Below are 19,136 nucleotides of genomic sequence, written 5' to 3'. Positions count from 1 at the left end.
GGAGGGGCTCGTCCGGATAGGCGGCGTGCGCGCCGATCATGCCGGCCCAGCGGTCGCTGCCGAGCGCGTCGGGCGTGGCATAGCTGTTCGTCACGCCGCACTGCTGCGCGCAGGCCCGCACGACAGTGCGCGGGAGACCGGGCCAGTGCGCCTCGACCAGCGCGCCGAGGCGATCGCCCACCGCCGCGCCCGCGACGTTCGATATCCACGCGCCGGCGGGCCGGGGCAGCGTCGCCCATTCTTCGCTGCTACCAGCTTCATGAGCGATGGGCGCGGATTGCGCGCCGTCGTCGCGCACATGATTCATCGTTCCCGCGTGCAGGCGCGACCCATCCCGCGCGACGAGCGCCCATTTGATCCGGCTGTTGCCTGCATCGATGAGGAGGAAGGGGCCGCGGCTCATGCGCCGCTGTCCGCGAGCCGCAGCGACACGTCGCCGGCCGTGACGGTCTCGCGCCCGTTCGGCGTATCGAGGAGCAACTGGCCGCGCTCGTCCACACCGGTCGCGGTGCCGCGCAGCAGTTCCTTGCCCTGCTCGTAGATGGCGACCTCGCGGCCCGCGTACGCGTGGCACGCGTTCCAGCGCGCCTGGAAGGGCGCAAAGCCCGCCGCGCCGAAGCGTTGCAGCGCGGCTTCGAGTGCGTTGAGTTCGGCGGCGAGCGTGTCGGTGAGATTGGCGTTCGGCCACGCGCGCGAAAGCGCCGTGGGCGTCGTGCCGGGCACGACTGCCGCGCTGCCGCCCGCGGCGTTGAGCGCCTCGACGCTGGCGGCGAGCGCATCTTCGCCGCGCACGTTCGTGCCGATGCCGATCACGACCGCTGTGGCGTCGGCGGTGGTCCAGGCGGTTTCCACGAGGATGCCCACCAGCTTGTCGCCTTCGAGCAGCACGTCATTGGGCCACTTGAGCGCGATTTGTCCGGGCGCCGTGACGGGCAGCGTGCGCAGGCCGTCCACCAACGCCGAGCCGATGGCGAGGCTCAAGCCCGCAAGCCCTTCGATCGGGCGCGGCAGCACGCAGCCGATCGAGAACAGCAGTGCGTCGCCGGGCTGCGCGACCCAGGTGCGGCCGCGCCGGCCCCGGCCGGCCGTCTGCAGATAGGCCACGCGCACGATCGGGCGTGCGAGGGCGTCGCGCTTTTGCGGCAGCGCCTTCAGGCGCGCCATGAGGTCGGCGTTGGTCGAGCCGGTTTCCTCGACGATCTCGATGGGCCAGTCGTGTGCGGCCGGGCCGAACAGCGTGATCGCGCGGTTGCGGTCGATGCGCCAGTCGCCGGCGCTCGGAGTCTCGGGGGTGGGGGGCGTCGCATTCATGTCTCATATTGTAGTGGCTGAGGCGCGGGTAGCAGCCCGCAACGCTGGTTTCGACCCGAAATGTGGGCAATTCACATGCCACCCACAGGCAGCCCACAGGTTATCCACGGAATCGTCCACAGGGTGACGGTGGCAATCGCCCCCCGTCGATTCCCCGCAATTTGCCCAATCTTTAGGCAATTCACAGGCCGCCCACAGGCAGTCCACAAGTTATCCAGAGAGTTGCCCACAGTTCGCCTCGTGTCTGAAAGCCAACCGTGCGCTTTCGGACCGACGAAACGGGGCGCGTTCGCTACAATGTTTGCTCACCCCGTCCGTCGAGTGCTTACCCTTGAATCAAGACACGCCGCCCGGCCTTGAAGTCTCGGCCGGCACCCACGGAAAGACCGTGCGCCTGTCTGGCCAGTGGACGGCGCTCGCGCTCGCGCGCGACCGCGATCAGGGCGGCGCCGCGCGCCGTCTGCGTGCGCTCGCCGAAGAGCGCGTGGGCGCTTGGGACCTCTCGGGCGTCGAGCGCATGGATCACGTCGGCGGCCAGGCGCTCTGGCGCGTCTGGGGCCACAAGCTGCCGGCCGACCTCGTCGACCTCACGCAAACGCAGCGCGACATCTTCGAGCGCATCGCCCTGCTCGACTCCGTGCGCGAGCCGGCGGAGCGCATCGTGCGCATCGATCCGGTCACGCAGCTCGGCCTCGCGATCTTCTCGTTCTTCGACCACCTGTACGGCGGCATCGCCATGTTCGGGCGCGTGATCCTCGATCTGCTGCTCGTGGTGCGCAAGCCCAAGGTCACGCCATGGATCGAGATTTCGGCAAACATCTACAACGCCGGTGCGCGCGCGCTGCCGATTACGGCGCTCGTCGCGTTTCTGATCGGCATCGTGCTGTCGTACCTCTCGGCGCAGCAATTGCGCCTGTTCGGCGCGAACCAGTTCATCGTCAATATCCTCGGCCTTGCGGTGATCCGCGAACTCGGGCCCGTGCTCTCGGCGATTCTCGTGGCGGGGCGCTCGGGCTCTGCCATCACGGCACAGATCGGCGTGATGCGCGTGACCGAAGAACTCGACGCCATGCGCGTGATGGGCATCTCGCACGGCCTGCGTCTGATCCTGCCTCGGGTGATCGCGCTCGGCATCGCAATGCCGCTGCTCGTGATCTGGACCGACATCATTGCGTTGCTAGGCGGCGCGATCGCGGCGAAGATCGTGCTGGGCATCGACATTTCGTGGTTCATGCGCTCGATGCCCAGCGTCGTGCCGATCGCCAATCTCTGGATCGGCCTCGGCAAAGGAGTGGCGTTCGGCATGCTGGTGGCGATCGTGGGCTGTCACTTCGGCTTTCGCATCAAGGCGAATTCGCAGAGCCTGGGCGAGGGCACGACCACGTCGGTCGTCACGTCGATCACGATCGTGATCCTCGCCGACGCCGTGTTCGCGATCCTGTTCCAGAACGTGGGGCTTTCATGAGCACGACTGGCACGACGGTTACGACGATCGAGACGAAAACGACCGGCACGATCACCACGCCGCTCAAGGAGGTCGCGCAGGATCTGCCGCTGCCGACCATCGGCGAGCCGGTGATCGAGGTCCACAACCTCTCGAAGCGCTATGGGCGCAACGTTGTCCATCAGCATCTGAACCTGGAAATTCGCCGTGGCGAGATCGTCACGCTGGTAGGCGGCTCGGGCTCGGGCAAGACCACGCTCGTGCGCCAGATCCTCGGGCTCGAGAAGCCGACCTCGGGCACCATCAAGATGTTCGGCGAGAACATTTCGACCATCGACGCCGAGCGTGCGCGCCTCATGCGCACGCGCACCGGCATGCTGTTCCAGCAGGGCGCGCTGTTCTCGTCGCTCACGGTGTTCGACAACATCGCGCAGCCCGTGCGCGAACTCGGCAAGGTGCCGGCCGGCCTGCTGCGCGACATCGTGATGCTCAAGCTCGAAATGGTCGGGCTGCCGTGCAAGCACGCGTCAAAAATGCCGGCCGCGCTCTCGGGCGGCATGATCAAGCGCGTGGGCCTCGCGCGCGCGATCGTGCTGGAGCCGGAGCTGCTCTTTCTCGACGAACCCACGGCCGGGCTCGACCCGCGCTCCTCCGACGAAGTGGTGGAGCTCATCAGCACGCTGCACCGGGCGTTGGGGCTCACGGTGGTGCTCGTCACGCACGACCTCGACGCCATGGTCGCGCTCTCCACGCGCGTGGCCGTGCTCGCCGAGCGCAGGGTGCTCGTGGCGGCGCCCGTGGAAGAGGCGGCGAGCGTCGATCATCCGTTCATCCGCGAGTACTTTCTGGGCATGCGCGGTCGCCGCGCGCTCCAGGCGCTGCCGCCCGAGCGGCGCGCAAAGCTGCCGCCGGCGGCGCTCGCTCCCGCAGCCGTGGGGTACAAGCCGTGGTAGGGTCCGCGCGCGCCGCTATCCGGCTCGATCGGCCTGACCGGCTCAACCGGCGCGCCGCGGCCGCCAAAGAAGGAATCTGACGATGGAAAACAAACCGCATGCGTTCTGGGCGGGCATGTTCACGATAGGGCTGCTCATCGTGATCGCGCTTGTCGTCGTCTTCTTCAGCGCCGATCGGGCCGTGCGCGTGCCGTACGACCTCATTTCGCGCTCGAGCGTGACGGGCCTCTATCCGGACGCGGCGGTGCGGTTTCGCGGGATCGACGTGGGCAAGGTGCAGTCGATCAAGTTCGATACCCAGCATCCGGGCCAGATCCGCATTCGCATTCTCGTCGACCAGAAGGCGCCGATGACGCGCTCCACCTTCGGCTCGCTCGCGCTGCAGGGCGTGACGGGCATCGCGTTCGTGCAGCTCGACGACAACGGCGTGGACCTCTCGCCGTTGCATTCTTCGCCAGCGCGCGTGGCCGAGCTGCCGCTGCGCCCGGGCTTGCTCGACCAGCTCCAGCGCCGCGGCGACGCGCTCCTGCGCAAGCTCGACAACATCGCGGGCGACATCGACGAAATGCTCTCCGAGGACAACCGCAAGCAGGTGATGCAGGCCGTGAACAGCCTGCAGCAGGCCGCGAGCAGCGTGAACGTGCTCGCCGAGCAGCTCCAGCCCGCCACGAAGCAGCTACCGGGCGCGGTGACGCAGCTGCAGCACACGCTGCAGTCGACCAACACGCTGATCACGAGCATGAACCGCCCGGACGGCCCGTTCCAGACCAACCTGAACAAGGCCGGCACGGCGGCGGCCCAGGCCGGCGCGGCGCTCACCTCGATCGACACCTCGATCCAGGACCTGTCGGCGCGCGTGGGCTACGACACGCTGCCGCGCGTCGACTCGCTCACCGACGATGTGCGCTCGGCCATGCGCGCCGTGGACCGCGCGGCGGGCACCTTCAGCACGAGCCCGCGCAGCGTGCTGTTCGGCGGCGCGCCGCAGCCGGCGCCCGGGCCCGGCGAGGCGGGCTTTGCGTGGCCGGCTACTGCGGGGACGAAGTAGGCCGCGCCGCTGCCTGACGGTCCTACGCGACACCATTCGATGCACTTCGCGCGGCGCATGCGCCGCGCGCCAAAGAAGGAAACGCAATGTCACGCACATCACGCCTGCCACCATCGATGCAACGCGCTGCAGCGGCCGGCTCAGCCTGGCTGGCGGCGCTCGCGCTCGGTGCGCTCCTCGCCGCCTGTGCGAGCAATCCGGCGATCAACGAGGCTCGCTACGACCTCGGCCTGCAGTCGTCGCAGGAAGCGCCTGGCGCCCAGGCCGCCCCGGCGGTGCCCGGCGCGCCGGGTGCCAGGCCGCTCTTGAAGGTGCTGGCCGTGAGCGCGCCGCCGCCGCTCGATAACGACGGCATCCTCTACCGGATGAATTTCGACTCGCAGCGCACGGCGCGCTACGCGAACAGCCGCTGGACGATGTCGCCCGCGCGGCTGCTCACGGAACGTCTGCGCACGTCGCTCGGCGCGCACGCTACGGTGCTCGCGGGCGGTGACGCCGTGCAGGCGCCGATGCTCAAGGTCGAGCTGTACGAGTTCGAGCAGGTGTTCGAGAGCCCGACGCAAAGCGCGGGCGTGCTGGCTGCGCGCGCAACGCTCATGCAGGGCGGCAGGGTGCTGGCGCAGCGCTCGTTCGCCACGCGCGCGCCGGCGCCCACGCCCGACGCCGCGGGCGGCGTGCGTGCGCTGCAGGCGGCCAGTGACGATTTCGCCAATCAAGTGGGCGCGTGGCTGAGCACGCAGTCGTTCGCGGGCACGCCTTGATGGATATAGAGAGGCGTCGCGCGATTGCGATGCGCGGCGTGACATCGGGGGCAAGGGCGGGATAGCGGCATGATCGAAGCGGGACGGCTCCGGCTGCGCGCCCCGCACGGCGGGCGGCGCGGGATGGACGGCGACGAGGGTGGTCAAAGCGGTGGCCAAAGCAACGGCCAGGGCGCTGGCGACGAACGCGGTGCGATCGCCAGCGGCGACACGCCCGCGTCGTCAGCGCCATCGCCATCGCCTGCCGCCGCACGCGAGCCGCTGCCGCGCCAGGCCTCGACGCTCTCGCGCCAGGCACTCGCGCTCTACACCGCGCTGATCGTCTACGGCTCCTGGTATCCGTTCACTGGCTGGCGGTCGCTCGGTCTCAGTCCCTTCGCCTATCTGGGCGATCCGTGGCCACGCTACTGGACGGTGTTCGACATCGTCACCAACGTGCTCGGCTACATGCCGTTCGGCGCGCTCGTCGTGCTCGCCGCGTGGCCCCGCTGGCGCGGTTGGCTCGCCGTGTTGCTCGCCGCCATTGCGGGCACGCTGCTCTCGGGCGTCATGGAGGCCGTGCAGACCTGGTTGCCCACGCGCGTGGCGTCCAATCTCGATCTCGCCTCGAACGCGTTCGGCGCACTGCTCGGCGCGCTCGTGGTGGCGCCCGCCACCGGCGCGCTGCTCGAGCGCGGCTTCCTGCGCCGCCTGCGCTTTCGCTGGTTCGAGCGCGACGCGGCCGTGCTGATGGTGCTCGCGGGGCTTTGGCCGTTCGCGACGATGTATCCCACGCCGCGCCTCTTCGGCTTGGGCGAGTGGGCGCGTGCGCTCTGGCAGCGCCTCGACGTCTCGATGCAGGACGCTGTGCTCGCCTGGACGCCTGCCGCCTGGCATCTGCGCTCGCTGCCCGACATGCTGGCCGCGCGCCTGCCCGATAGCGGCTGGGAGGCGATCGTCACGACGCTGAACCTGTTCGGCGCGGCGGCGTTCGCGACGCTCCCCATGCGCTCGCGGGCGCCGCGCGCGCGGCTCGTCATTGCGCTGATTGCGGTGACACTCGTCGTCAAGGTAGGCGCGACCTTTCTGCAGTCGCAAAGCGGCCTGATCTTCGATTGGGCGACGCCGGGGGCGCTCGCGGGCCTCGTGTGGGGCACGCTGCTCGCGTTTCTCGCCTTGCGTCTGCCGCGCGCCGTGCGCGCCGCGGCGGCGACGCTCGCGCTCGCGGCGGCTCTCGTGTTCGTGAATGTGCTGCCCGTGAATCCGTATTTCGACGTCGTGCTCGCGGACTGGCGCCAGGGCCGCTACCTGCACTTCAACGGCCTCGCGCGCTGGCTCGCGTGGACGTGGCCCTGGGCCGCGCTCGCATGGACGGCGTTCTCGCTCGAACGCGCGTGGCTCGTGCGGCGAGCGCGCCGGGCCGCGAAGCGCGCTCGCCACGACCGGTGAGGGCGCGCGGCGCTCGCAAGAGCGTTCACGCCGCGCTCGCTATAATCGACCGGATCGCCGCGCAGCCACGCTCGCGCGCCACGCAATGTATTGCCGCGAAGGCGGGCCACACGCTTTCAGCAAGCCCGCGCTCACTGCGCGACACTCACCGGTGCCCCACGCCATGACCGATTCGTTCTACAAGTACCACGTCTTTTTCTGCCTGAACCAGCGCGACCCCGGCGCGGACCGCCCGAGCTGCGCGAATTGCAACGCACAGGCCATGCAGGAGTACGCGAAGAAGCGCGTGAAGCAGCTGGGCCTCGCCGGTCCCGGCCAGGTGCGCATCAACAAGGCGGGCTGTCTCGATCGCTGCGAGGAGGGCCCGGCCGTCGTCGTGTATCCGGAAGGCACGTGGTACACGTATATCGACGAGAGCGACATCGACGAAATCGTCGTCTCGCATCTGCAGAACGGCCAGGTGGTCGAGCGCCTGAAAATCGATCGCTGATTGCTCCAATGCACGGCCAAACAGTACCCGTAAGGACTGCCGCACGATGAACGCCCAGACACATAAATTCCAGATCGACGGTCCCGTCGGCAAGATCGAGTGCGCGCTCGACGTGCCCGACGCCGGCACGACGCCGCGCGGCATTGCGCTCGTCGCGCATCCGCATCCGCTCTTTGGCGGCACGATGGACAACAAGGTCGCGCAAACGCTCGCGCGCACGCTCGTGCAGCTCGGCTACACGACCTATCGCTCGAACTTTCGCGGCGTGGGCGAAACGGCGGGCACGCACGACAACGGCATCGGCGAACAGGACGATCTGCTCGCACTCATCGCCTACATGCGCGCGCAACCGGGCCAGGCCGACGTGCCGCTCGTGCTCGCGGGCTTTTCGTTCGGCACCTTCGTGCTCTCGCACGTCGCGAAGCGCTACCTCGAAGCGGGCGGTGCGATCGAGCGCATGGTGTTCGTCGGCACGGCTGCGAGCCGCTGGGAAGTCGCGCCCGTGCGCGACGACACGCTGGTGATCCACGGCGAGCTCGACGACACCGTGCCGATTCTCTCGGTGTACGAATGGGCGCGTCCGCAGGAATTGCCGGTCGTCGTGATTCCGGGGGCGGAACATTTCCTGCACCGCAAGCTGCATATCCTCAAGCGCATCATCGTCGAAGCGTGGCGCTGAAGCGTCGGCCCCACAGTTTCGGGGCCCGATGCTAGCCCTTCGTCACCTCGCTTATGTCGGCAGAAATGCGTGAAAAATGCACGACAGGTATGCGCAAACGTGTGACTTAGCGAAAATTCGCCACGACGTGACGCGTATAATGTTCGCCAATTTTGTGCTTGCTGCGCCGCGACCGGCGCATGCACGGCACCCGCATTCCGGCTTTCACCGACCGTGCGCCGCATGGCGCGCTACGTTCATCCCGTCCCCATTCAGCCCGACCTGAACCTATGCGTTTTCTCTCCTCCGGCCAACCGTCTTCTTTCGTTCCTTCCTCCGTCGTCCGCAATGTCACGCTCGCAGCGCTGCTGCCCGCCACACTTCTCGTGAGCGCGAGCGCGTTTGCCCGCACGCCCGCACCCGCCGGCGCGAAAGTGCAGGCACAGCCGCAGGCGCAGGCGTCTGCCGGCGCGGCCGCAGACCAGGTGCTTGGCGGCCTGCCGCCGCCCGGCGTGAACGCGCGCTCGTGGGTGCTCGTCGACGCCACCGCGAACCAGGTGCTCGCCTCCGGCAACGCCGATGAGCGCGTCGAGCCCGCATCGCTCACGAAGCTCATGACCGCGTACCTCGTGTTCGAGGCGCTGCAGAGCAAGAAGATCTCGATGGACCAGATCATCGAGCCGAGCGAAGCCGTGCGCCGCGTGAAGAACGACGAGTCGCGCATGTTCATCGAAGCCAACAAGCCGGTCTCGGTGCATGACCTCGTGTACGGCATGATCGTGCAGTCGGGCAACGACGCGGCCATCGCGCTCGCCGAACTCGTGGGCGGCAGCGAGGCGAATTTCACCAACATGATGAACGCCGAGGCGCAAAAGCTCGGCATGACGCACACGCATTTCGCCGACGTGAACGGCATGCCCGACCCGAATCACTACACGACGGCCGGCGACCTCGCCAGGCTCTCCGCGCGCCTGATCCGCGACTATCCCGAGTACTACGAAATCTTCTCGGTCAAGGAATTCAAGTACAACAACATCAAGCAACCGAACCGCAATCGCCTGCTGTGGATCGACCCGACCGTCGACGGTCTGAAGACCGGCCACACCGAAGCTGCGGGTTACTGCCTGATCGCATCGGCCAAGCGTCCGATCGCGGGCGGCGCCTCCCGCCGTCTCGTTTCGGTGATGATGGGCGAGCCGAAGGAACACGACCGCGTGCAGGACAGCCTGAAGATGCTGAACTACGGCTATAGCGCATACGACACCACGCGCATCTATCAGGCGAACCAGGCCGTGGCGACGCCGCGCATCTACAAGGGCACGCTCGACGCCGTGAAGGTCGGCGTGCAGAAGGATCAGTTCGTCACGCTGCCCAAGGGCGCCGCCGAGAAGGCCAAGCCGCAGGTCGAACTCAGCAGCCCGCTGATCGCGCCGCTCGCCGTTGGCCAGCAGGTCGGTTCGGCGAAGTTCGTGGGTGCGGACGGCAAGGTGCTCGCGCAGGTTCCGCTCGTCGCGCTCGAAGCCGTGCCGCAGGCCGGTGTCGTCGGCCGCGTGTGGGATTCGCTCATGCTCATGGTCAACAAGAAGAAGTCATGACGCCCGCTTCAGCGACGCAGCCGGCCGAGCCGCTCGTCTGGCTCAACGGCGAGATCACGCCGCTTTCCGAAGCACGCATTCCCGTGCTCGATCGCGGCTTCATCTTCGGCGACGGCATTTACGAAGTCGTGCCCGTCTATGCGCTCGCCGATGATGAAGGCACGGTGCGCGTGCCGTTTCGCATCGCGCAGCATCTCGCGCGGCTCAAGCGCTCGCTCGAGAAGGTCGGCATCGCGAATCCGTTCGACGAAGCAGGCTGGCGCGCGCTCCTCGCGCGTCTGATCGAGGCGAACGAAGCGGCGGGTGCGCTCGCGCGCGATGCCCACGCCAACTTCTACGTGCAGGTGACGCGCGGCGTGGCGCCGCGCGGCCACGCCTTCCCGGCGGCGGCCACACCCACCGTGTTCGCGATGGTCAATCCGCTCAAGCTGCCGGGCGTTGCACAGCGCGAACAAGGCGTGCGCTGTGTGACGGCTGAAGACAAGCGCTGGCTCAATTGCGACATCAAGTCGACCTCGCTGCTCGGCAACGTGCTGATGGCGCAGCACGCGGCGGAAAACGACGCGTTCGAAACGATCCAGCTGCGCGACGGCTGGCTCACCGAAGCGTCCTCGTCGAACGTGTGGGTCGTGAAGGGCGGCGCGCTCTTTGCGCCGCCGCGCAGCAACCGCATTCTCGAAGGCATTCGCTACGGCCTGGTCGAGGAGCTGGCCGGGGAGTGCGGCGTGCGCTTCGAAGCGCGAGAGATCGCCGAAGCCGAACTGCGCGAGGCGGACGAGATTCTCGTGACCTCGGCAACGAAGGAAGTGCTGGCGGTCGTCGCGCTCGACGGCAAGCCGGTAGGCGGCGGCAAGCCGGGGCCGGTCTATGCGGCGCTTCACGCGGCGTACCAGCGCGCGAAGCAACGCGAGGCGCAGGCATTGCGTGCAGCAGTTGCCGAGCTACAGGAAGTGGAGAAATGAACGTGACACAACAGGCAAACCCCCCCGCAGCGAAAGAATCGCTGATCGAATTCCCCTGCGACTTCCCGATCAAGGTGATGGGCAAGACGCATCCGGAATTCCAGGACACCATCGTGACGGTGCTGCGCGAATTCGACGGCGGCTTCGACGCCACGACCATCGAGACGCGTCCGTCGAGCGGCGGCAACTACACGGGCCTCACCGTGACGGTGCGCGCCACGAGCCAGGCGCATCTCGACGACATCTATCGCGCCCTCACCGGGCATCCGATGGTGAAGATCGTGCTGTAAGCGGGCAGAAGGCGTTCGAACGAAAAGGGCCGCAATATGCGGCCCTTTTTGCATCGTGCGCCGCATCTGGCGTCCAGGTGGACGTCAGGGCATGTCGCCGATGCGCGCGCGCTGCGCCGCGGCGGCGGCCGTCATCAGCGGACCGGCTTCGCAAGCGTCCTCGTAGAGCCGTCGAAAGCGCGCGACCTCGTCGAACACCCAGTCGCGGAACGCCTGCACGCGCTCGGTCTGCATGCGTTGCGGCGGGCAGATGAAGTAGTAGCGCCACGGGCTCGGTCCGTCGATGTCCTTGAAAAGGCGCACGAGGCGCCCGCGTGTGATCTCGTGCATGGCGAGCGAGCGGCGCACGAGCGCGATGCCCTGGCCGTCCATCGCCGCCTGAAGCAGGTTCGACGAATCCTGGTAAAGCACGCCGCGCTTCGGCTCGGGCAGGTCCTGGAGGCCAGCGGCGTCGAACCACGGCCGCCACAGTTCGTCGTCCGAGCGCAGTAGCGGCAGCTTCGCGAGTTCGTGTGGATCGGTGGGCAGATTGCCGCCGTTGAATTCGGGCGAGCAGGCGGGAAAGAAGATTTCGTCGAGCAGCAGTTCGGCGTGCAGCCCCGGATAGTGCCCGTAGCCGAAGCGGATGGCGACATCGACGTCGTCGCGCGCGAAGTCGGTGAGCGAATTCGTCGATTGCAGCTCGACGTCCCACTGCGGATGCGCCTCGATGAAGCGGCCGATGCGCGGCGTGACCCAGCGCGCCGCGAACGACGACAGCATTGAAACGACGAGCCGCCGGTCGCGGTCGCCGGCGCGGATTTCCTGGGTGGCGTGCGCGAGCTGGCTGAGCGCGTCGCGCACCTGGCCGGCGTAGCGGCGGCCGGTGTCGGTTACGCGCACGCGTTTGCCGTCGCGGGCGAAGAGCGCCACGCCCAGTTCCGCTTCGAGCGCGCGAATCTGGTGGCTCACGGCGCCGTGCGTGACGAAGAGTTCGTCGGCGGCGCGCGAGAAGCTTTCGTGGCGGGCGGCGGCTTCGAAGGCCTTAAGCGCATTCAGCGCGGGTAGCTGGCGCAGATCCATATCGTATTTTTTCTCACATAGGCGTGAAAATTGATCGTTTTGCTCGACCCCTTATGGTGTCTACGATTGTAGCTATCGAAGCAGGTCATTCGGAGTCGAAAATGAGAGAAATTTCTTCGGATATCACGTTTGAAGTGGCGGCCGGTCAAACGGCTTCAGTGCGCGTCGCGCGCAGCACGCGGCTGAGCGTGAAGTGCGGCACCGTCTGGGTCACGCGCAGCGACGACACCGCCGACTACTGGCTCGAACCCGGCCACACGATGCGGCTGCGGCGCGGCGAGCGCCTGTGGATCGGCGCGGAAGGCGGCGCGCCCGCGTGGGTGGGGTTCGCCGCGCCGGCGCGCCTGAGTGAGCGCGTGGTCGACCTGGCCGCGCGCGCCGCACAGCGCGCAGGCGTTCACATCGGCGACGGCTGGCGCACGGTTTGACCTGACGGCTCGTCACTCGAAAGCGGCGACGATGGGAAAGCCACCCATCGCCGCCGTTGTCCGCAGCATGCCCGGCGCGCTCGCCCCGAATTCGGTAAACTCCCGAAATCATGTGCGCCACCCCGGTTTCACCCTCGCAAATTCATTCCGACCCCGGCGCGGCCGCGGTCGCGTCTCAAACGGCAAGTTCGTCCATCGTCGTGCGCTGGCGCGGCAACGAGGCTTATCAAGCAAGCTTTGACGCCATGCGCGAGTTCACGGCCGCCCGTGACGCCAATACGCCCGATGAAATCTGGCTCGTCGAGCATCCGCCCGTGTTCACGCTCGGCCAGGCCGGCAAGCCCGAGCATCTGCTGGTGGCGAACAGCGGCATCCCGCTCGTACAGATCGATCGCGGCGGCCAGATCACGTATCACGGGCCGGGCCAGGTGGTGGCCTACCTGCTGCTCGACTTGCGGCGCAGGAAGCTGATGGTGCGCGAGCTCGTCACGCTCATCGAGGACGCCGTGATCGAAACATTGGCGGCGTATAATCTCGCCGGCGAGCGCAAGGCCGGCGCGCCCGGCATTTACGTGCCAGAAGACGCCAGCGGCGCGAGCGCGCTGCATGTGGGCGCCAAGGTTGCAGCGCTCGGCCTGAAGATCCGCAACGGCTGCAGCTATCACGGCGTGAGCCTGAACGTGTCGATGGATCTGAACCCATTTCTGGCGATCAATCCGTGTGGATACGCCGGTCTCGAAACCGTCGATATGGCCACGCTTGGCGTCCGGGCGGACTGGCGCGAAGTCGCCGCCACGCTGGCGGCGCGGCTCGAGGCGAATCTCGCGGCGCACGCAGCAACACTTCTGGCGGTAGCCGAAGCGGCTGCCACAGACCCTTCAGCCGAAGCGGCCGGGACGCACCCGGTCGCAGAGGCGGCTGAAAAGGAAGCGGCCGCTTACGCGGCCGCGATGGACCCGGCCGAAGCGGCCGTATCAGGCGGGCAACCGCCGCAACCGCAGGCTGGCGTTGCACCGGCGGCCTGACTGGATCGAAAGCATGACTGACGTAACCGCGAACCCCGCCGCAAACTCCGCTGGCACGAGCGCCGACGCCGTTGCCTACGACGCCACCGCAAAACAGAAGGCGCAGGCCAAGACCTCGCGCATTCCGATCAAGGTCATTCCCATCGAGAAGCTGAAGAAGCCCGAGTGGATCCGCGTGAAGGCGGCCACGGGCAACTCGCGCTTCTACGAAATCAAGAACATCCTGCGCGAGCACAACCTGCACACGGTGTGCGAGGAAGCGAGCTGCCCGAACATCGGCGAGTGCTTCGGCAAGGGCACCGCGACGTTCATGATCATGGGCGACAAGTGCACGCGCCGCTGCCCGTTCTGCGATGTGGGCCACGGCCGCCCCGATCCGCTCGATCCGGATGAGCCGGCGAACCTCGCGCGCACGATCGGCGCGCTCAAGCTCAAGTACGTCGTGATCACGAGTGTGGACCGCGACGACCTCCGTGACGGCGGCGCCGGCCACTTCGTGGAGTGCATCCGTCAGGTGCGCGAGCAATCGCCCGAAACGCGTATCGAGATTCTCACGCCGGACTTCCGCGGCCGTCTGGATCGCGCGCTGCAGATCCTCAATGCCGCGCCGCCCGATGTGATGAACCACAATCTCGAAACGGTGCCGCGCCTCTACAGGGAAGCGCGCCCGGGTTCGGATTACGCGCACTCGCTCAAGCTGCTCAAGGACTTCAAGGCGCTGCATCCCGAAGTCGCGACGAAGTCGGGCCTGATGGTGGGACTCGGCGAAACCGAAGAAGAAATTCTTCAGGTGATGCGCGACCTGCGCGCGCACGACGTCGACATGCTGACGATCGGCCAGTACCTCCAGCCTTCGGAGCACCATCTGCCAGTGCGTTCGTATGTGCATCCCGACACCTTCAAGATGTACGAGGAAGAGGCGTACAAGATGGGCTTCACGCACGCGGCCGTTGGCGCGATGGTGCGTTCGAGCTATCACGCCGATCTGCAGGCGCATGGGGCAGGGGTGGTTTAAACAATTCCCCGCTTCTCGCAAGCACCCAGTCGAAAGGCCCGCTGAAAAGCGGGCTTTTTGCTTTTTTGCGTCGCGCCGCGCTCGAACAGCGCGATGCATGCATCGATTCCCGCACCATCCACCTCAACGCGAAAAGCAATGCTCCAGCAGCGTCATTAGCTAACGCGGATAAGTTAGAACCGGTCGCCGCCAGACTCCCTATAGTCGGAACCTTCATTCACTCGAACGTCGTTTCGCCGGAGTCTCCCGATGAACCCTCGCGCTATCCCTGCATTCGCACGCCGCCCGCACATCGCCGCCGTCGCATTCGCCGCCGCCTGCCTCGCTAGCGCGTTCGGCGCGCCGCGCGCGCACGCCGAAACGCGCGAGGTCGTGATCGCGTATCAGGACATGGTGGTGCCGTGGCGCTACGCGCAGGCAACCGGCGAAGTCGAGAAGGAAACGGGCTACAAGGTCACCTACCGTAAGCTCGCGAGCGGCGCCGATGTGATCCGCGCGCTCGCCTCGGGCTCGGTGCAGCTCGGCGAAGCCGGTTCGAGCCCGATTGCGGCGGGCCTCTCGCAGGGCGTGGATCTCTCGCTCTTCTGGATTCTCGACAACATCAACGACGCCGAAGCGCTCGTCGCGCGCGACGGTTCGGGCGTGACGAGCATCGCGGGTCTGAAGGGCAAGACGATCGGCGTGCCGTATGTCTCGACCTCGCACTTTCACGCGCTCGTCGCGCTGCAGAACGCGGGCGTGAATCCCGCCGACGTGAAGATCGTCAACCTGCGTCCGCCCGAGGTCGCGGCCGCCTGGCAGCGCGGCAACATCGACGCGACCTACATCTGGGACCCCGTGCTCGCGCAGGTGAAGAAGAACGGCAAGGTGCTGGTGACTTCGGGCCAGGTGGCGAAGGCCACGGGCAAGGCGACCTTCGACGGCTTCGTGGTCGATCGCAAGTTCGCGAAGGACAACGGCGATTTCGTCGCCAGGTTCGTGAAGGTGCTGGCCGCCGCCGACGCCGATTACAGCGCGCATCGCACGGCATGGAACGCGGCTTCGCCGCAGGTGCTGGCGGTGGCGAAAGAGTCGGGTGCGAATGCCGCCGAAGTGCCCGCGAGCCTCGCGCTCTACGCGTTCCCCACGCCCGCCGAGCAGGCCTCGAAGACCTGGCTGGGCGGTGGCGCGCAGTCGGGGGCGGCGCAGTCGCTGCTCGCCACGGCGGCCTTCCTCAAGGAGCAAGGCACGATCCAGAACGTGCTGCCCGACTATTCGGTAGGCGTCGATCCGCAGTACGTGCAGCGCGCCGCTGCGCATTGAACGCAAGGAGCAACCCATGAGCGCGCTCGAGATCCGCGATCTCACCGTCATCTACGAAGGCGCTCGACGTGACGCTGCGCCGAACGTCGCGCTCGCGAACGTGAACCTCGACGTGGCGAGCGGCGAGTTCGTCGTGGCGCTCGGCGCTTCGGGCTGTGGCAAGACCACGTTGCTCAACTGCATCGCGGGCTTCATCGAGCCGGCGCTTGGCGAGGTGCGCGTGAACGGCGCGCGCGTGGAGGGGCCGGGCGCCGAGCGCGGCGTGGTGTTCCAGAAGCACGCGCTCCTGCCGTGGCTCGACGTGCTGGATAACGTCGCGCTCGGCTTGCGCTTTCGGCGCGTGCCGAAGGCGCAGCGCGAGCGCATCGCGCGCGAGCAGCTTGCGCTCGTGGGCCTGGAAGCCCAGGCGCGCGAACGCGTGTATGCGCTCTCGGGCGGCATGCAGCAGCGCGTGGGCATTGCGCGCGCGCTCGCGAGCGATCCGCAGATCCTGCTGATGGACGAGCCGATGGGCGCCCTCGACGCCATGACGCGCGAGCAGGTCCAGACGCTCGTGCTCGACGTCTGGGCGCGCACGCAGAAGACGGTGTTCTTCATCACGCACAGCGTGGAGGAGGCGCTCTTTCTGGCGACGCGCATCGTCGTCATGACGCCGGGCCCGGGCCGCATCGAGCGCGAGTACGAGGTGCCGTTCGCGCGCCGGTATTTCGCCACGCGTGACGCGCGCGCCGTGAAGTCGTCGCCGGAGTTCATCGCGTGGCGCGAGCGGCTGGTGGAATTGCTGCATGCAGACGCGGGCGCACATGCACACGAGGAGCCGGTATGAGCGTGTCGCACGAATCGTTGAGAGAAGTCGCGCTTAAAGCGGCCCGCGCGCTGCCCCGCACTGACGAGGCGCACGCGGCGCAAACGGCGCGCTCCAAAGTCTGGCGCATGCCCGGCGAAGGCCCCACGGCGGCGCTGAGCGCGGCGTCGGTGGCGGCGCTCGCGCTGCTCTGGTGGCTCGCGACGCACCTGCACTGGCTGCCGCCGCTTTTCCTGCCGACGCCGGAAGCCGTCTGGCAAGCCTTCACGGACGCGCTGCACGGCCGCATCCAGGGGGGCCTGCCGCTCTCCGAGCATCTGTTCTGGAGCGCGCTGCGCGTGTTCGGTGCGTTCTTGCTGGCGGTGGTGACGGCCGTGCCCGTCGGCATTCTGATGGGCGTCTCGCGCATCGCGCGCGGCCTGCTCGATCCGCCGCTCGAGTTCTACCGGCCGCTGCCGCCGCTTGCCTACCTGCCGCTCGTGGTGATCTGGTTCGGCATCGACGAAACGGCCAAGATCGTCGTGATCTGGCTCGCGTGTTTCGCGCCCATCGCTATGGCCGCGCGCGCCGGCGCGAAGAGCGCGAGCGTCGAGCAGATACGCGCGGCGGCGTCGCTGGGCGGCAGCCTCGCGCAGATCGTGCGCTTCGTCGTGCTGCCCGCCGCGCTGCCGGAGATCCTCACGGGCCTGCGCATCGCCATCGGCTTCGGCTGGACTACGCTCGTGGCCGCCGAGATGGTCGCCGCGACGGCAGGTCTCGGGCAGATGGTGCTCAACGCGTCGAGCTTCCTGCGCACCGACGTCGTGGTGATGGGCATCGTGCTGATCGGGCTCATTGCCTGGTTCTTCGACCTCGCCATGCGCGCGCTCGAACGGCGCCTCGTGCCGTGGAAGGGACGCGGCTAAGGCGGCTCCCGTCTTTCTGGAAATCCGAACGCTCATAGGGCGCGATTCTGGAAAACCAGATTCGCGCCTTGGTTCGTTGGATAAAAAACCTTATAAATCAATGGCGTGAGCGGTTGCGCTAGCTGGCATTCTCCTTGCACATAAGAACGCGCGGCCACCCCGGCCGCGACAAAAAAACAGCAAGGAGACAGCCGATGTCCGATCCCCTCTTCCGGTTTCGCTGATCCCCAGTTTCGACCTGTCGCGGCCCGAACTCGATTCGTTCGGCCATTGGCTTAACTCATTTGCAGGAACCATCGTGAAGAAACCTCTCCACAAAGTCCTCTATTTCCAGGTGATCGTGGCGATCGTCATCGGCGTGATCCTCGGCCATTACTGGCCCGCCATCGGCATCGACATGAAGCCGCTCGGCGACGCCTTCATCAAGCTCATCAAGATGGTGATCGGGCCGATCATCTTCTGTACCGTCGTGACCGGCATCGCCGGCATGGAGGACATGAAGAAAGTGGGCCGCGTGGGCGGCAAGGCGCTGCTCTACTTCGAGATCGTCTCGACCTTCGCGCTCGTGCTCGGCCTGATCGCCACGCACGTGCTGAAGCCCGGTGCGGGCTTCAACGTCGACGTCCATTCGCTCGACGCCAAGGCCGTGGCCAGCTACGCCGAAAAGGCGCATGGCCAGAGCAGCGTCGACTTCCTGATGCACATCATTCCGGACACGATCACCTCGGCGTTCGCGCAGGGCGAAATCCTGCAGATTCTGCTGATCGCGCTGCTGTTCGGCGCCGTGCTCACGCAACTGGGCGAGCGTGGCCGCGTGGTGACCGAGTTCATCGACAGCATCTCGGGCGTGCTGTTCGGCGTCGTGAAGATCGTCACGAAGCTCGCACCGATCGGCGCGTTCGGCGCGATGGCGTTCACCATCGGCAAGTACGGCGTGGGCTCGCTGATCCCGATGCTCAAGCTCATCGGCACGTTCTACCTCACGTCGATCGTGTTCGTGCTCGTCGTGCTCGGCGCGATCGCGCGCTTCACGGGCTTCTCGATCATCCGCTTCGTTTCCTACATCAAGGAAGAGCTGCTGATCGTGCTCGGCACCAGCTCGTCGGAATCGGCCCTGCCGCAACTGATGCAGAAGCTCGAGCGCCTTGGCTGCTCGCGGTCGGTCGTGGGCCTCGTCGTGCCGACCGGCTACTCGTTCAACCTCGACGGCACCAACATCTACATGACGATGGCGGTGCTCTTCATCGCCCAGGCGACCAACACCGATCTCACGTGGACGCAGCAGCTCACGCTGCTCGCGGTGACGATGCTCACCTCGAAGGGCGCGAGCGGCGTGACCGGCGCAGGCTTCATCACGCTGGCGGCCACGCTCGCCGTGGTGCCGACCATTCCGCTCTCGGGCATGGTGCTGATCCTCGGCATCGACCGCTTCATGAGCGAGTGCCGTGCGCTGACCAACATCGTCGGCAACGGCGTGGCGACGGTCGTGGTCTCGGCATGGGAGAAGGAGCTCGACCGCAACAAGCTGCGCGCCGTGCTCTCCGGCGAGGTCGAAGAAATGAAGGAAAGCGCAGGCGCGTAAGCCGCGCTGGGCGGGCGCGCGCAGGCCGTGAGGCGCGCCGCCCGTCGATGTCTGTTCTCTCGATGTTTCGCG

General features: G+C 67.2%; 20 protein-coding genes. 17 read left to right on the top strand and 3 right to left on the bottom strand.

The window, feature by feature from the left end:
• Positions 1–403, bottom strand: a 403-nt coding sequence (locus tag AB4Y43_RS11340; RefSeq protein ID WP_368727823.1) for a type III pantothenate kinase, incomplete at its 3' end; no start/stop codon positions are given.
• On the bottom strand, positions 400–1,311 hold the full coding sequence (locus tag AB4Y43_RS11335) for a biotin--[acetyl-CoA-carboxylase] ligase (protein WP_368727822.1): 912 nt from the start codon (positions 1,309–1,311) through the stop codon (positions 400–402). The genes AB4Y43_RS11335 and AB4Y43_RS11340, both read right to left, overlap by 4 nt.
• 331 nt (positions 1,312–1,642) lie before the next feature.
• Here AB4Y43_RS11335 and AB4Y43_RS11330 point away from each other — a divergent pair, with 331 nt between their 5' ends.
• From AB4Y43_RS11330 to AB4Y43_RS11285, 10 genes are all read left to right on the top strand, one after another.
• Positions 1,643–2,776 carry an ABC transporter permease gene (locus AB4Y43_RS11330; RefSeq protein WP_069265102.1) on the top strand — a complete coding sequence of 378 codons (1,134 nt, stop codon included), beginning with the start codon at positions 1,643–1,645 and terminating at the stop codon, positions 2,774–2,776.
• Positions 2,773–3,708: an ABC transporter ATP-binding protein gene (locus AB4Y43_RS11325; protein WP_083245276.1), complete on the top strand. Its 936-nt coding sequence runs from the start codon at positions 2,773–2,775 to the stop codon at positions 3,706–3,708. The genes AB4Y43_RS11330 and AB4Y43_RS11325 overlap by 4 nt, the downstream gene beginning before the upstream one ends.
• Positions 3,709–3,790: 82 nt before the next feature.
• On the top strand, positions 3,791–4,756 hold the full coding sequence (locus AB4Y43_RS11320; protein WP_368727821.1) for an MlaD family protein: 966 nt from the start codon (positions 3,791–3,793) through the stop codon (positions 4,754–4,756).
• Positions 4,757–4,872: 116 nt separating this feature from the next.
• Positions 4,873–5,517 carry an ABC-type transport auxiliary lipoprotein family protein gene (locus AB4Y43_RS11315; protein ID WP_368682832.1) on the top strand — a complete coding sequence of 215 codons (645 nt, stop codon included), beginning with the start codon at positions 4,873–4,875 and terminating at the stop codon, positions 5,515–5,517.
• Between the two features lie 69 nt (positions 5,518–5,586).
• The gene (locus tag AB4Y43_RS11310) at positions 5,587–6,945 is read left to right on the top strand and encodes a VanZ family protein (RefSeq protein ID WP_368727820.1); all 1,359 of its coding nucleotides are present in this window, start codon (positions 5,587–5,589) and stop codon (positions 6,943–6,945) included.
• Positions 6,946–7,108: 163 nt separating this feature from the next.
• Positions 7,109–7,435 carry a ferredoxin gene (locus AB4Y43_RS11305; RefSeq protein ID WP_069265095.1) on the top strand — a complete coding sequence of 109 codons (327 nt, stop codon included), beginning with the start codon at positions 7,109–7,111 and terminating at the stop codon, positions 7,433–7,435.
• A 46-nt stretch (positions 7,436–7,481) separates the two neighbouring features.
• Positions 7,482–8,114 carry an alpha/beta hydrolase gene (locus AB4Y43_RS11300; protein WP_368682752.1) on the top strand — a complete coding sequence of 211 codons (633 nt, stop codon included), beginning with the start codon at positions 7,482–7,484 and terminating at the stop codon, positions 8,112–8,114.
• Between the two features lie 269 nt (positions 8,115–8,383).
• Positions 8,384–9,688: a D-alanyl-D-alanine carboxypeptidase family protein gene (locus AB4Y43_RS11295; protein ID WP_342949557.1), complete on the top strand. Its 1,305-nt coding sequence runs from the start codon at positions 8,384–8,386 to the stop codon at positions 9,686–9,688.
• Entirely contained in the window at positions 9,685–10,650 is a 966-nt protein-coding gene (locus AB4Y43_RS11290) for a D-amino acid aminotransferase (protein WP_368727819.1), read from the top strand. Before AB4Y43_RS11295 ends, AB4Y43_RS11290 begins: the two co-directional genes overlap by 4 nt.
• A complete protein-coding gene (locus AB4Y43_RS11285) occupies positions 10,647–10,940 on the top strand; it encodes a DUF493 family protein (protein WP_368618097.1) in 294 nt (97 codons plus the stop codon). The genes AB4Y43_RS11290 and AB4Y43_RS11285 overlap by 4 nt, the downstream gene beginning before the upstream one ends.
• 84 nt (positions 10,941–11,024) lie before the next feature.
• Here the strand turns inward: AB4Y43_RS11285 and AB4Y43_RS11280 are convergent, their stop codons facing one another.
• Positions 11,025–12,002, bottom strand: coding sequence for a transcriptional regulator GcvA (locus AB4Y43_RS11280; RefSeq protein ID WP_069265086.1), 978 nt, complete (start codon positions 12,000–12,002; stop codon positions 11,025–11,027).
• A 101-nt stretch (positions 12,003–12,103) separates the two neighbouring features.
• Between AB4Y43_RS11280 and AB4Y43_RS11275 the strand changes: the two genes are divergently transcribed.
• From AB4Y43_RS11275 to AB4Y43_RS11245, 7 genes are all read left to right on the top strand, one after another.
• Positions 12,104–12,430, top strand: a complete 327-nt coding sequence (locus tag AB4Y43_RS11275; RefSeq protein ID WP_069265084.1) for a DUF2917 domain-containing protein — start codon at positions 12,104–12,106, stop codon at positions 12,428–12,430.
• Positions 12,431–12,540: 110 nt separating this feature from the next.
• Positions 12,541–13,455: a lipoyl(octanoyl) transferase LipB gene (lipB, locus tag AB4Y43_RS11270; RefSeq protein WP_368727818.1), complete on the top strand. Its 915-nt coding sequence runs from the start codon at positions 12,541–12,543 to the stop codon at positions 13,453–13,455.
• A 13-nt stretch (positions 13,456–13,468) separates the two neighbouring features.
• Entirely contained in the window at positions 13,469–14,470 is a 1,002-nt protein-coding gene (gene lipA, locus AB4Y43_RS11265; protein ID WP_368606421.1) for a lipoyl synthase, read from the top strand.
• Positions 14,471–14,719: 249 nt separating this feature from the next.
• Positions 14,720–15,772 (top strand): taurine ABC transporter substrate-binding protein, encoded by a 1,053-nt coding sequence (tauA, locus tag AB4Y43_RS11260; protein ID WP_368606420.1) that lies wholly within the window; start codon positions 14,720–14,722, stop codon positions 15,770–15,772.
• Between the two features lie 16 nt (positions 15,773–15,788).
• The gene (locus AB4Y43_RS11255) at positions 15,789–16,598 is read left to right on the top strand and encodes a taurine ABC transporter ATP-binding protein (protein ID WP_368606419.1); all 810 of its coding nucleotides are present in this window, start codon (positions 15,789–15,791) and stop codon (positions 16,596–16,598) included.
• Positions 16,595–17,482, top strand: a complete 888-nt coding sequence (locus AB4Y43_RS11250) for an ABC transporter permease subunit (RefSeq protein WP_368606418.1) — start codon at positions 16,595–16,597, stop codon at positions 17,480–17,482. Before AB4Y43_RS11255 ends, AB4Y43_RS11250 begins: the two co-directional genes overlap by 4 nt.
• A gap of 295 nt (positions 17,483–17,777) precedes the next feature.
• A complete protein-coding gene (locus tag AB4Y43_RS11245) occupies positions 17,778–19,064 on the top strand; it encodes a dicarboxylate/amino acid:cation symporter (protein ID WP_254314733.1) in 1,287 nt (428 codons plus the stop codon).
• The last annotated feature ends 72 nt before the right edge of the window (positions 19,065–19,136 follow it).

It is taken from the genome of Paraburkholderia sp. BR10872, assembly GCF_040965835.1.
Lineage (GTDB): Bacteria > Pseudomonadota > Gammaproteobacteria > Burkholderiales > Burkholderiaceae > Paraburkholderia > Paraburkholderia nodosa_A.
Note: the sequence above shows the minus strand (reverse complement) of the source record. Positions and strands in the feature narration are given on the sequence as shown.